General features: G+C 73.4%; 13 protein-coding genes. All 13 read right to left on the reverse strand.

All coding sequences use genetic code 11. The features are described from left to right. Window positions 1–77: 77 nt before the first annotated feature. The 13 genes from nusB to OF852_RS03545 all read right to left on the reverse strand — a co-directional run bounded on the left by nusB (window position 78) and on the right by OF852_RS03545 (window position 12,291). The gene (gene nusB / locus OF852_RS03485; protein WP_271120424.1) at window positions 78–503 is read right to left on the reverse strand and encodes a transcription antitermination factor NusB; all 426 of its coding nucleotides are present in this window, start codon (window positions 501–503) and stop codon (window positions 78–80) included. 9 nt (window positions 504–512) lie between these two features. Next, entirely contained in the window at window positions 513–1,076 is a 564-nt protein-coding gene (efp, locus tag OF852_RS03490) for an elongation factor P (RefSeq protein ID WP_271120425.1), read from the reverse strand. A 79-nt stretch (window positions 1,077–1,155) separates the two neighbouring features. Continuing rightward, window positions 1,156–1,593 (reverse strand): type II 3-dehydroquinate dehydratase, encoded by a 438-nt coding sequence (locus OF852_RS03495; protein WP_271120426.1) that lies wholly within the window; start codon window positions 1,591–1,593, stop codon window positions 1,156–1,158. 41 nt (window positions 1,594–1,634) lie between these two features. Then, complete coding sequence (gene aroB, locus OF852_RS03500) at window positions 1,635–2,711, reverse strand: 3-dehydroquinate synthase (protein ID WP_271120427.1); 1,077 nt, start codon at window positions 2,709–2,711, stop codon at window positions 1,635–1,637. After that, window positions 2,708–3,214: a shikimate kinase gene (locus OF852_RS03505; protein ID WP_271120428.1), complete on the reverse strand. Its 507-nt coding sequence runs from the start codon at window positions 3,212–3,214 to the stop codon at window positions 2,708–2,710. The genes aroB and OF852_RS03505 overlap by 4 nt, the downstream gene beginning before the upstream one ends. Beyond that, window positions 3,211–4,410, reverse strand: a complete 1,200-nt coding sequence (aroC, locus tag OF852_RS03510; protein WP_271120429.1) for a chorismate synthase — start codon at window positions 4,408–4,410, stop codon at window positions 3,211–3,213. The genes OF852_RS03505 and aroC overlap by 4 nt, the downstream gene beginning before the upstream one ends. Window positions 4,411–4,415: 5 nt before the next feature. After that, complete coding sequence (locus OF852_RS03515) at window positions 4,416–5,267, reverse strand: shikimate dehydrogenase (RefSeq protein WP_271120430.1); 852 nt, start codon at window positions 5,265–5,267, stop codon at window positions 4,416–4,418. Then, on the reverse strand, window positions 5,260–6,546 hold the full coding sequence (mltG, locus tag OF852_RS03520; RefSeq protein WP_271120431.1) for an endolytic transglycosylase MltG: 1,287 nt from the start codon (window positions 6,544–6,546) through the stop codon (window positions 5,260–5,262). Before mltG ends, OF852_RS03515 begins: the two co-directional genes overlap by 8 nt. Further along, complete coding sequence (ruvX, locus tag OF852_RS03525; RefSeq protein WP_271120432.1) at window positions 6,536–7,003, reverse strand: Holliday junction resolvase RuvX; 468 nt, start codon at window positions 7,001–7,003, stop codon at window positions 6,536–6,538. The genes mltG and ruvX overlap by 11 nt, the downstream gene beginning before the upstream one ends. Further along, entirely contained in the window at window positions 7,003–9,660 is a 2,658-nt protein-coding gene (gene alaS / locus OF852_RS03530) for an alanine--tRNA ligase (protein ID WP_271120433.1), read from the reverse strand. Before alaS ends, ruvX begins: the two co-directional genes overlap by 1 nt. Before the next feature lie 54 nt (window positions 9,661–9,714). Further along, the gene (locus OF852_RS03535) at window positions 9,715–9,933 is read right to left on the reverse strand and encodes a hypothetical protein (RefSeq protein WP_271120434.1); all 219 of its coding nucleotides are present in this window, start codon (window positions 9,931–9,933) and stop codon (window positions 9,715–9,717) included. A gap of 165 nt (window positions 9,934–10,098) precedes the next feature. Further along, on the reverse strand, window positions 10,099–10,728 hold the full coding sequence (gene rpsD / locus OF852_RS03540) for a 30S ribosomal protein S4 (RefSeq protein ID WP_271120435.1): 630 nt from the start codon (window positions 10,726–10,728) through the stop codon (window positions 10,099–10,101). Window positions 10,729–10,938: 210 nt separating this feature from the next. Next, complete coding sequence (locus OF852_RS03545; RefSeq protein WP_271121104.1) at window positions 10,939–12,291, reverse strand: replication-associated recombination protein A; 1,353 nt, start codon at window positions 12,289–12,291, stop codon at window positions 10,939–10,941. Window positions 12,292–12,448: the final 157 nt, after the last annotated feature.

A 12,448-nucleotide genomic window follows, 5' to 3' on the forward strand; every position in this document is an offset into this window, starting at 1 on the left:
GTCCGCGAATCTACGGAAGCCCGCGACATCCGGCGAAACCGGCTGTCACATTCGGAAACCTTCGCGGCCTCCGCGCCTCAGGAGGCGGGGGTGCCGTGCTCGCGCGCGATCGCCGCGAGCACGCCGTTCACGAAGCCCGCGGAGTCGTCGGTCGAGAGGACCGTCGCCGACTCGACCGCCTCCGCGATGGCGACCGCATCCGGGACCTCCTCGTTGTGGAGGATCTCCCAGGCGCCGATGCGGATGATCGCGCGGTCGATGTGGGGCATCCGCGAGAGCGACCAGCCGTGGGCGTGGTCGAGGATCGCCCGGTCGAGCTCGTCCCGGTGGTCGATGACGCCCTGGACGATCTCGCGCGCGTAGCGCCAGGACGACTCGCGAGCGGGCTCGCCGGCGGCCCGGCGGCCCTCCTCGACGAGGAGCTCGGCGGCCGGGACGCCGCGGACGTCCGCGCCGTAGAGCAGGTCGAGGGCGCGCTTGCGCGCCTTCGTGCGTGCGCTCAACGCCGGCCCCTAGTCGTTGATGCGGCCGAGGTAGGCGCCCGTGCGGGTGTCCACCTTGACCTTCGTGCCGGTCTCCAGGAACAGCGGCACCTGGATCTCGTAGCCCGTCTCGACGGTCGCGGGCTTCGTGCCGGCGCTCGAGCGGTCGCCCTGGAGCCCGGGCTCCGTGTAGGTGACCTCGAGGATCACGGAGGCGGGGAGCTCGACGTAGAGCGGGTCGCCCTCGTGCGTCGCGATCGTCGCGACCTGCTGCTCGAGCATGAAGTTCGCGGCGTCCCCGACGATCGCGGCCGGGATCGTGACCTGGTCGTAGTCGCTCGTGTTCATGAACACGAAGTCCTCGCCGTCCTTGTACAGGTACTGGAAGTCGCGGCGGTCGACCGTCGCGAAGTCGATCTTCGTGCCCGCGTTGAAGGTGCGGTCGACGGTCTTGCCGCTGAGCACGTTCTTGAGCTTCGTGCGGACGAACGCGCCGCCCTTGCCGGGCTTCACGTGCTGGAACTCGATGACGTTCCACAGCTGCCCGTCGATCGAGAGCACGCTGCCGTTCTTGATGTCGTTGGTGGTGGCCAAGTGGGGTCTCCGTTGCCTGGTCGTCTGCGGCCCGCGCGCCGTCTGGCGGCCGGAGCCCGGTCGAGTCTAGTCGAGCGCGCTATCGGCCCGCGCCGACGGCCCGCAGGGCGAGCGCGTAGGAGTCGAAGCCGAAGCCCGCGATGACGCCCGTCGCGATGCCCGAGATGACGCTGCGGTGGCGGAAGGCCTCGCGCGCGTGCGGGTTCGAGATGTGGACCTCGACGAGCGGGAGGCCGGCCTTCGTCACCAGCGCGGCCGCGTCGCGCAGCCCGTAGCTGTAGTGGGTGAAGGCGGCGGGGTTGAGGATCACGGGGATCCCGGCGTCGACCGCCTCGTGGAGCCAGCCGATGAGCTCGCCCTCGTCGTCGGTCTGCCGCAGGTCGATCTCGGTGCCGTCCGCGGCCTCGGCGGCGAGCAGGTCGCGCAGCGCGCCCGGGTCCTGGGAGCCGTAGACGTCGGGCTCGCGACTGCCGAGCCGGCCGAGGTTCGGGCCGTTGAGGACGAGCACGCGGGTCATGCCCCGAGCCTAGCGCCGCGGGTGCATCCGGCCGCCCGGCCTCAGTCGGCGATCTCCTGGTAGGCGGCGAAGAGCAGCGACTCGTCGGCGCCGTTGAGCACGGTCGGCCGGCCGACCTCGTCGAGCACGATGAAGCGCAGCATCCCCGCGCGCGCCTTCTTGTCACGCTGCATGGTCGCGAGGAGGGTCTTCCAGCGGCCGAGCGGGTAGGTCGTCGGCAGGCTCAGCGCGTCGAGGATGCGGCGGTGGCGGTCGACGGCCTCGTCGCTCAGCGAGCGGGTGAGCCGCGAGAGCTCCGCGGCGAAGACCATCCCGATCGCGACGGCCGCGCCGTGACGCCACTGGTAGCGCTCGGCGTGCTCGATCGCATGCCCGAGGGTGTGCCCGTAGTTGAGGATCTCGCGGAGCCCCTGCTCGGTGAAGTCCTCCCCCACGACCCGCGCCTTGACCCGGATCGCGAGCTCGACGATGCGCCGGAACTCCGGCGTCGCCGGGTCCATCGCGCGCTCCGGGTCCGCTTCGATGACGTCGAGGATCTCCGGCTCCGCGATGAAGCCCGCCTTCACGATCTCGGCGGAGCCCGCGAGGATCTCGTTGCGCGGGAGCGCATCGAGGTGGTCGAGGTCGCAGACGACGGCGGCGGGCGCGTGGAACGCGCCGACGAGGTTCTTGCCCTCCGCCGTGTTGATGCCGGTCTTGCCGCCGACGGCCGCATCCACCATCCCGAGGACGGTCGTCGGCACCTGCACGAGCCGCACGCCCCGGAGCCAGGTCGCGGCGACGAAGCCCGCGAGATCGGTGGTCGCCCCGCCGCCGAGGCCGATGACGGCGTCGGTGCGGGTGAAGTCCGTCTGCCCCATGATCTGCCAGCAGAAGGCGGCGACCTCGACGCGCTTCGCGGCCTCGGCGTCCGGGACCTCCGCGAGGAGCACCTCGAGGCGGCCCTGCAGCGCGTCGCGGAGGGCGGCGGCGCGGGCGCCGAGCGTCGGGGCGTGCACGACGAGGACCTTCGCGGCGCGCGGCCCGAGGGCCTCGGCGATCGCGTCGTCGAGCCCGCGGCCGACGACGACGTCGTAGCCGGGCTCGCCCTCGACGCGGATGGCGGTGCGGTCGGTCACGGTGCGCTCCTCACCCAGTCGGCGATCTCCGTCGCGAGCTGGTCGTAGGGTCTCGTCGAGGTGTCGACGACGGTGTCCGCGAGGGACTCGTACAGCGGGCGCCGGGCCTCGGCGATGCGGATCCACGCCGCGATGCCGCCCTCGGCCACGAGGGGTCGCTTGCCGCCCGCCAGGCGGGGCTCGACCGCCTCGGGGGTCACGGTGAGCAGCACGACGCGCTCCTCGGCGAGGAGCTCCCGCGTCTCCGGCGCGAGCACGGCCCCGCCCCCGAGGGAGACGACGCCGCCGCCGGCGAGCGCGCGCGTCACGGCCTCGCGCTCGAGCTCGCGGAAGCGGGACTCGCCGTGCTCCGCGAAGATGTCGGCGATCGGCCCGTGCCCCGCGACGACGAGCTTGTCCGAGTCGGCGAAGGGGAGGTCGAGGAGCCGCCCGAGCCGGCGCCCCAGCTTCGTCTTGCCGGAGCCCATGGGACCGATGAGGACGAGCTCGGCCTGCCGCGTCATCCCTCGGCGCCCGCGGTGCGGAGCGCCTCGGGGATCGCCGCGAGGTAGCCCTCGAGGTTGCGGCGCGTCTCGCCGACGGAGTCGCCGCCGAACTTGTCGAGCACCGCCTCCGCGAGCACGAGCGCGACCATCGCCTCCGCGACGACGCCCGCGGCGGGGACCGCGCAGACGTCGCTGCGCTGGTGGTGGGCCTGTGCCTCCTCGCCCGTCGCGACGTCCACGGTGCGCAGCGCGTGCGGCACGGTCGCGATGGGCTTCATGCCGGCGCGCACGCGGAGCACGGTGCCGGTCGACATGCCGCCCTCGGTGCCGCCCGCCCTGTCGCTGAGCCGCTCGATCCGGCTCTCGCCCGGCACGATCTCGTCGTGCGCGCGGGAGCCCGGGCGGCGGGTCGTCTCGAAGCCGTCGCCGACCTCGACGCCCTTGATCGCCTGGATCCCCATGAGCGCGGCCGCGAGCCTCGCGTCGAGCCGGCGGTCCCAGTGGGTGTAGCTGCCGAGCCCCGGCGGGACCCCGTAGGCGAGCACCTCGACGACGCCGCCGAGCGTGTCGCCCTCGTCGTGCGCGCGGTCGATGCGCGCGACCATCGCCTCGCTCGTCGCCTGGTCGAAGCAGCGCAGCGGGTCGCCGTCGAGGCGCGCGACGTCCTCGGGGCCGGGCAGCGGCGAGCCCTCGGGCACGCGCACCGTCTCGATCGAGAGCGTGTGCGCGACGAGGCGGATGCCGAGCTCGCCGAGGAAGGCACGCGCGACGGCGCCGAGGGCCACGCGTGCCGCGGTCTCGCGCGCGGAGGCCCGCTCGAGCACGTTGCGCGCCTCCGGGAAGTCGTACTTCTGCATGCCGACGAGGTCGGCGTGGCCGGGGCGGGGGCGCGTGAGCGCCGCCCCGCGGCCCTTCGGCAGGGTCTCGGGGTCGACCGGGGTCGCGCTCATGACGTCGACCCAGCGCGGCCACTCGGTGTTGCCGATGCGCAGCGCCACGGGCGAGCCCATGGTCGCCCCGAAGCGGATGCCGCCCGAGATCGAGAGCTCGTCCTGCTCGAACTTCATGCGGGCGCCGCGCCCGTAGCCGAGCTTGCGGCGCTGGAGGTCGGCCTGGATCTGCTCGGGCGAGACGGGGACGCCCGCCGGCAGCCCCTCGAGGATCGCGACGAGCTCGGGGCCATGGGACTCACCCGCGGTCAACCAGCGAAGCATGGGCATCATCCTCCCATGCCGGCCGACCCCAGGCCGACCGCGTCGCGCATGGCCGCGAGCACCTCGGCCTCCCGCTCGAGCGCGGCGCCGGGCGCGCCCCCGGCGAAGATCCTCACCTGGAGGAGCGCCTGGTGCAGGAGCATCTCGAGACCGCGGACCACGGGGAGGCCCGCCGCGAGCCAGGCTTCCCCGAGCTCCCCCGGCCACGGCTCGTAGGCGACGTCGAGGAGGCTCGCGCCCGCATCCCGCGCCGCGAGCAGGCGCGCCGGATCGACGCGCGCATCGCCCGGGAGCGAGCGCACGACGGCGTCGACATCCTGCGGCAGCGCCTCGTCGAGCCGGCGGAGCTCGAGGCGGAGCCCGATCCCCTCGGCGAGCGACGCGAGCTCCGCGGCGCGAGCGGGCTCCCGGACCGCGATGACGGCCTCCTCGGCGTCGAGGCGCCGGAGGGCGACGAGCACGGATGCGGCCGTCGCGCCGCCGCCGAGCACGAGCGCGCGGTCGACCCGCCGGATGCCGTGCTCCGCATAGGCGGCGACGAGGCCGTCGACATCCGTGTTGAAGCCGGAGAGCCGGCCGCCGTCCAGCAGGACCGTGTTCGCGCCGCCCGCCGTCTCGACGAGCGCCTCGCGCTCCGCGAGCATCGGCACGACCTCGCGCTTGAGCGGCATCGTGAGCGAGAGCCCGCGCCAGCGGTCGTCGAGGCCGTCGAGGAAGGCGGCGAGCCCGCCCGAGGCGACCTCGATCCGCTCGTACGACCAGTCGAGGCCGAGCACGCGGTACGCGGCGAGATGGAGCTGCGGCGACCGCGAGTGCGCGATCGGCGAGCCGAGGACCGCGAGGCGGCGCTCAGCCACAGTAGTCGGGGTTGCTCCGGCACCAGGCGTGCAGCTTCGCGACGGCCTGCTCGTGCTCCGCGATGGTGTTCGTGAACTCCGTCTCGCCGGATTCCAGGTTCACCGCGACGAAGTACAGCCACGAGCCGTCCACCGGGTTCATCGCCGCGTCGATCGCGGTCGCGCCGGGCGCCGCGATCGGGCCGATCGGCAGCCCCGTCATCTGGTACGTGTTGTAGTCGTTCTTCGCGGCGCGCTCCTCGTCGGTCGTGAAGACCGAGCCCGAGGTCGAGTCGGCCCCGTAGTGCGAGGTCGAGTCGAACTGGAGCATCATGTCCGCCTTCAGGCGATTCTGGATGACGCGGGAGACCTTGTAGAAGTCGTCCGGCAGACGCGCCTCGCGCTGCACGAGCGACGCGATCGTGAGGACGCGGTGGCGCTCCTTCTCCGGCACCCCGGCCTCGTCGAGCTCCTGGACGGTGCGGTCGACGAGCTGCTGGATGACCTGCTCGGGCGTGACCCCGGGGTCGAAGGTCCAGGTCGCCGGGAAGAGGTAGCCCTCGAGCGTGCCGGCGGGGTTGTCGACACCGTAGTCGGCGGGGTCCTCGGCCGCGGCCTGCAGCTCCTCGAGCGGGAGGCCGGTGCCGGCGCTGATGAGCTCCAGCTCGCGCGCGAGCACGACGCCCTCGGGGATCTGCACCGTCGCGGTCCTGCGGTTCGACTCGTCGAGCAGCGCCGCGAGCGCGGACTCGGCGCTCATCTCCCGCTGGAGGGTGTACGTGCCGGGGATGAAGTTCGGGGCCTCGCCCGCGGCCTCCTTCTCGAGGAGGAGGTCGTAGAAGGCCTGGTAGGTCATCGTGACGTCGAGGTCGACGAGGGTCTGCGCGATCGTGCCGCCGATGTCGCCGTCGACGATCGTGACGTCGACCTCCTCGCCGTTGCCCGATCCCTCGTAGTCGTTCGGGAGCTGGATGCCGAGCACCTCGCGGATCTGCGGCTCGAACAGCGACCAGGCGGCGACCCCGGCGCCGCCGAGGGCGCCGAGGACGAGGACGAGCACGACGATCCAGCCCCAGCGGCGCTTCCGCGGCGGCTTCGGCGGGCGGGTCGCCGCGCGGGCGTCCTGCTCCTCGCGCGCCGCGCGGCGGCTCGGGAGCGGCCTCGAGGCGCTCGCGGCGGCGGCGGCCGCCGCGACGCCCGTCACCGGCCCCGGGGCCGGCCGGCCCGCCTCGGAGCGGCGGGCCCGCGGCTCCTCCGGCTGCGCCTGGAAGATGTCGTCCCAGCTCGGCTCAGTCGCCACGCTCTGCCCGTCCTCCCGATTCCACCCGGATCCCGGGCTCGCGCCCCGACGACCGTTCGGCGTCGAGCGCATCCTGCAAGATGATAACGGCGGCGACCTGATCGACGACGGAGCGCGAGCGCTTCGCCGAGCGGCCCGAGGCCCGCAGCGCCCGCTGGGCGACGTTCGTGCTCATCCGCTCGTCGACGAGGCGGACGGGGATGCCGAGGCCGGCCAGCCACTCGGCGAAGGCCCGCGCGTCCTCGGTCGAGGGCGTGTCGCCGCCGCGGAGGGAGACCGGCAGCCCGACGACGAGCTCGATCGGCGCGTACTCGGCGAGGAGCTCGGGGATGCGCCGCTCGTGCTCGCCGCGCGCGACCGTCTCGACGGGGGTCGCGAGGAGGCCGTCGCGGTCGCAGCTCGCGACGCCGACGCGGGCGCGGCCGACGTCGATCCCCAGCCGGACTCCCGGCCGCATCAGCCTTCCAGCTCGGCGCGGATGGCCGTCAGCGCGTCGCCGATGCGGCCCGCGTCCGTGCCGCCGCCCTGCGCGAGGTCGTCCTTGCCGCCGCCGCCGCCGCCGAGCACGCCGGCCGCGAGCTTCGCGAGCGCGCCCGCGCGTGCGCCGACCCCGCGCGCCGCCTCGCTCGTCGCGACGACGACGGCCGGCTTCTCGCCGATCCGCGCCGCGAGCGCGACGACGGACGGCTCGGAGCCGAGCCGTTCGCGCACGCCCTGGGCGAGCCGGCGGAGGTCGTCGGCGGAGCCGAGCTCGCCGAGGTCCTCCGCGACCAGCACGACGGAGCCCGCGCGGCCCGCGGTGCCGGCGAGCGCCGGGACGCGCCCGGACAGCTGGCTCGACTCGAAGGCCTGGATCTTCTTCTCGGCCGCCCGGAGGCTCTGCACGAGCTCCTCGATGCGCTGCGGCAGCTGCTCGCGCGGCGTCTTGAGCGAGGAGGTCAGCGTCTGCACGATGGCGCGCTCCGCCGCGAGCTCGCGGAAGGCGTCGAGCCCCACGAGCGCCTCGACGCGGCGGTTCGACGATCCGACGGAGGCCTCGCTGACGAGGCTCACGACGCCGACCTCGGCCGATCGGCCGACGTGCGTGCCCGCGCAGAGCTCGCGCGACCAGGGGCCGCCGATGTCGACCATGCGGACCGTGTCGCCGTACTTCTCGCCGAAGAGCGCCATCGCGCCCGCCGCCTTGGCCTCGTCGATCGGCATGACGCGCGTCACGACCTCGAGGTTGTCGCGCACGGCCGCGTTCGCGACCTCCTCGATCTCGCTGCGGGTGTCGGGCGAGAGCGCCTGGCTCCAGCTGAAGTCGAGGCGCATGTAGCCGGCCTTGTTGAAGGAGCCGGACTGGTGCGCGTCCTGGCCGAGCGTCTGGCGGAGGGCCGCGTGGACGAGGTGCGTCGCGGAGTGCGCCTGCGCCGCCGCGTGGCGGGCGACCGGGTCGACGACCGCGGTCGCCGCATCCCCCGCCGCGACCTCGCCGGAGCGGACCTGCACGGTGTGGCTGATGAGCCCCTTCACCGGGCGCTGCACGTCGAGCACCTCGAGGTCGAAGCCGTTGCCCACGATGCTGCCCGCGTCGGCCGACTGCCCGCCGGACTCCGGGTAGAGCGAGGTCTCCGCGAGGATGACCTCCGCGATGTCGCCCGTCGAGATGACGGGGGCCGAGACGCCGTCGACGAGGATGCCGAGCACCGTGGAGGGCGTCGTGAGCTCCTCGTAGCCGGTGAAGACGGTCTCGCCCTGTGCGCGGAACGGCGAGTAGGCGGCGAGATCCGCGATGCGGCCCTTCTTCGACTTCGCGTCGGCCTTCGCGCGCGTGCGCTGCTCGGTCATGAGCTCGTCGAAGGCGACGCGGTCCACCGAGAGCCCGGCCTCCTCCGCCATCTCGAGGGTGAGGTCGATCGGGAACCCGAATGTGTCGTGCAGCTGGAAGGCCGTCGCACCGGGGAGCGAGGCGGCGCCCGAGGACTTCGTCCTGGCCACCGCCGTGTCGAGGATCGTCGTGCCGCTCGCGAGGGTGCGCAGGAAGGTCTCCTCCTCCGCGAGGGCGAGGCGCGAGGTGCGGTCCCACTGCTCGAGCACGTCCGAGTAGGCGGGCGCCATCGCGTCCCGGCTCGCCGTGAAGAGCTCGTGGAAGCTCGGCGCGTCGACGCCGAGGAGGCGCATGGCGCGGATCGAGCGGCGCAGCAGGCGGCGCAGGATGTAGCCGCGGCCCTCGTTCGACGGCGCGACGCCGTCCGTCATGAGCATGAGCGAGGAGCGCACGTGATCGGCGATGACGCGCATCCGCACGTCGTCCTCGTGGTCGGCGCCGTAGCGGCGCCCCGCGAGCTCCGCGGCGCGGTCGAGCACGGGGCGGACCTGGTCGATCTCGTACATGTTGTCGACGCCCTGCTTGAGGAAGGCGACGCGCTCCATGCCCATGCCGGTGTCGATGTTCTTGCGCGGCAGCTCGCCGATGATGTCGAAGTCGATCTTCGAGCGGACGTTCTCGATCGCGTACTGCATGAAGACGAGATTCCAGATCTCGACGTAGCGGTCGTCGTCGGTCGCGGGGCCGCCGTCGGCACCGTAGGCGGGACCGCGGTCGAAGAAGATCTCCGAGCAGGGGCCCGCGGGGCCGGGCTGCCCGGTCGACCAGTAGTTCGAGTCCTTGCCGAGGTTCTGGATCCGCTCGTCGGGGAGCCCGGCGATCTTCTTCCAGAGCGCGCGCGCCTCCTCGTCCTCCTCGTAGACCGTGACCCAGAGGTCCTTCTCCTGGAAGCCGAGGCCGCCGTCCGCCTCCGAGGAGGTGAGCAGCTCCCACGCGTAGGAGATCGCCCCCTCCTTGAAGTAGTCGCCGAAGGAGAAGTTGCCGTTCATCTGGAAGAACGTGCCGTGACGGGGGGTCTTGCCGACCTCCTCGATGTCGTTCGTCCGGATGCACTTCTGCACGCTCGTGGCGCGGTCGTACGGAGCCGGCACGACGCCGGTCAGGTACGGGATGAACGGCACCATCCCCGCCACCGTGAACAGCAGCGAGGGGTCGTCGCTCACGAGCGAGGCGGAGGGGACGACGGTGTGGCCGCGGTCGCCGAAGTAGGCGAGCCAGCGGCGCTGGATGTCGGCGGTCTGCACGGGTCCTGCGGTTCCTGTCGGTGCGGGGGCGGTGCGGCGCGGCGCCGCGCGGCGCTACTTGGAGAGGTCGGCGATCTTCTGCTCGGCGGTCTCGACCGCCGCGCGGAGCTCGGCCTCGCGAGCCTTGTAGCCGTCGACGACCGACTCCCCGAACTCCCGGGCCTTGTGGTCGACCTCGTCGAGGAATGCGCGCCCCTCGGGGCTGCGCGAGACCTGGTGGGCGGCGACGAATCCGACGACGACGCCGGCGATGAGCCAGAGCGCTCTCGACATGCTGCTTCCCTCTCCTCAGGAGTTCCGGGGCCGTTGCCCCGAGGCTCCAACACTACGGGGTCGGGCGGCTCGAGGCCGCCCCCCGTCGCCGCGGCCCGCCCTCGCCACCGCGGAGACGACGACGGCCCCCGGCGCGATGCCGGGGGCCGTCGTGGACGACGTGCGTCAGCGCGCCGCGTAGTACTCGACGACGAGCTGGACCTCGGCGGTCACGGGGACCTCGGCGCGCTTCGGGCGGCGCACGAGGCGCGCCTGCAGCTTGTCGAGCTCGACCTCGAGGTAGCCCGGGACGGGCGGGAGGACCTCGGCGTGGCCGCCGGCGGCCGCCACCTGGAAGGGCTCCATCGACTCGGAGCGCTCCTTGACGTGGATGACCTGGCCCGGCTTCACGCGGAAGGAGGGGCGGTCGACGAGCTTGCCGTCGACGAGGATGTGGCGGTGCACGACGGCCTGGCGGGCCTGCGCCGTGGTGCGGGCGAAGCCGGCGCGGAGCACGAGCGCGTCGAGGCGCATCTCGAGGAGCTCGACGAGGTTCTCACCCGTCAGGCCCTTCGACTTGCGGGCCTCGGCGAAGACGATCTTGAGCTGCGCCTCGCGGATGCCGTACTGGGCGCGCAGGCGCTGCTTCTCGCGGAGGCGGACGGCGTAGTCGCTGTCCTGGCGGCGCTTGGTGCGGCCGTGCTGGCCGGGGGCGTAGGGGCGCTTCTCCATGATCCGGGCCGCCTTCGGGGTGAGGGCGACGCCGAGAGCGCGGGAGAGGCGGGTCTTGGCGCGGGTGCGCGAGGTGGTCGACACGGGTGTCTGGCTTCCTTCTGCTGGTCTGGACGAACGGATCACGGGCGACCGCGCTCCCGCGGGAGCGCACGACGATGATTCCCGTGCAGGTGAGAGGGATGTCGGCCGCGGCACCGGATCGGCTACAGATCCTGGCGCCTTCCCCGATCGCTCGACGCAGCCGCACGCGAGCAGACCGGTTTCAGGCCACTGGAGATGCTAGCAGACGGGTCAGTCCGCGTCGCCCGCCTCGGCGGACTCGGCGTCGGGGCCGCCGGCGGCCTCCCGCTTCGGCATCGGCTCGCCGCGCAGGATCGCACGGAGCCGCTCGAGTCGCGGGCCGATCTCGCGCTCGAGCCCGTTGCCGCTCGGGCGGTAGTACTCGCGCCCGCGGAGCTCGTCCGGGAGGTGCTGCTGCTCGGCCACGCCGAAGGGGGCGTCGTGCGCGTAGCGATAGCCCGTGCCGTGGCCGAGGCGCTTCGCGCCCGGGTAGTGGGCGTCGCGGAGCGGCTTGGGGACCCGGCCCATGCGGCCGGCCTTGACATCCCCGATCGCCTCGCCGATCGCGGCGTAGGCGGCGTTCGACTTCGGCGCCGTCGCGAGGTAGACCGTCGCCTCCGCGAGGGGGATGCGGCCCTCCGGCATGCCGATGAGCTGGACCGCCTGCGCCGCCGCGACCGCGATCGGCAGCGCCTGCGGGTCGGCCATCCCGATGTCCTCCGAGGCCGAGATGATGATGCGCCGTGCGATGAAGCGCGGGTCCTCTCCCGCCTCGATCATGCGGGCGAGGTAGTGGAGGGCCGCGTCGACATCCGAGCCGCGCACCGACTTGATGAAGGCGCTGATGACGTCGTAGTGCTCGTCGCCCTGGCGGTCGTAGCGCAGGAGCGCGCGGTCGACGGACTCCGCGACGAGCTCGGCCGTGACGACGGGCGGGCCCGCGGCGTCCTCGTCGTGGGCCGCGGCGGCCGCGATCGCGCTCGCCTCGAGCGCGGTGAGGGCGCGACGGGCGTCGCCCGAGGCGAGCCGGACGATCATCGCCCGCGCGTCCTCCGCGAGCTCGACGGCGCCCTGGAGCCCGCGCGGGTCGGCGACGGCGCGGTCGAGCAGGAGCTCGAGGTCCTCGTCGCCGAGCTGCTCGAGGGTGAGGAGGAGCGAGCGCGAGAGCAGCGGCGCCACGACCGAGAAGGACGGGTTCTCGGTCGTCGCGGCGACGAGGATGACCCAGCCGTTCTCGACGCCGGGCAGGAGCGCATCCTGCTGCGCCTTCGTGAAGCGGTGGATCTCGTCCAGGAAGAGCACGGTCGCGGTGCCGTAGAGATCGCGCTGCGTCTGCGCCTCCTCCATGACCTGCCGGACGTCCTTGACGCCCGCCGTCACCGCGGAGAGCTCGACGAAGCGGCGGCCCGAGGAGTGCGCGATCGCCTGCGCGAGCGTCGTCTTGCCCGTGCCGGGCGGCCCCCAGAGGATGACGGACACCGAGCCCGACTCCCCCGTGCGGTCGGCCGCGAGGTTCACGAGCGGCGAGCCCGGGCGCAGCAGGTGACGCTGGCCCGCGACCTCGTCGAGCGAGGTGGGGCGCATCCGCACCGCGAGGGGCGTCGACCCCGTGCGGAGTCCCTGCTGGCCGTTCACCCTGCCATCGTAGGTCGCACCGGCGACACGCCTTTGCCGCGGCCCGGGCGCGCTGGCTAGAGTTCACCCCGGCAGCTGATCCGGCGCACTCGTCGCGCCCCGACCC

The sequence above is a fragment of the Homoserinibacter sp. YIM 151385 genome, from assembly GCF_027912415.1.
Lineage (GTDB): Bacteria > Actinomycetota > Actinomycetes > Actinomycetales > Microbacteriaceae > Schumannella.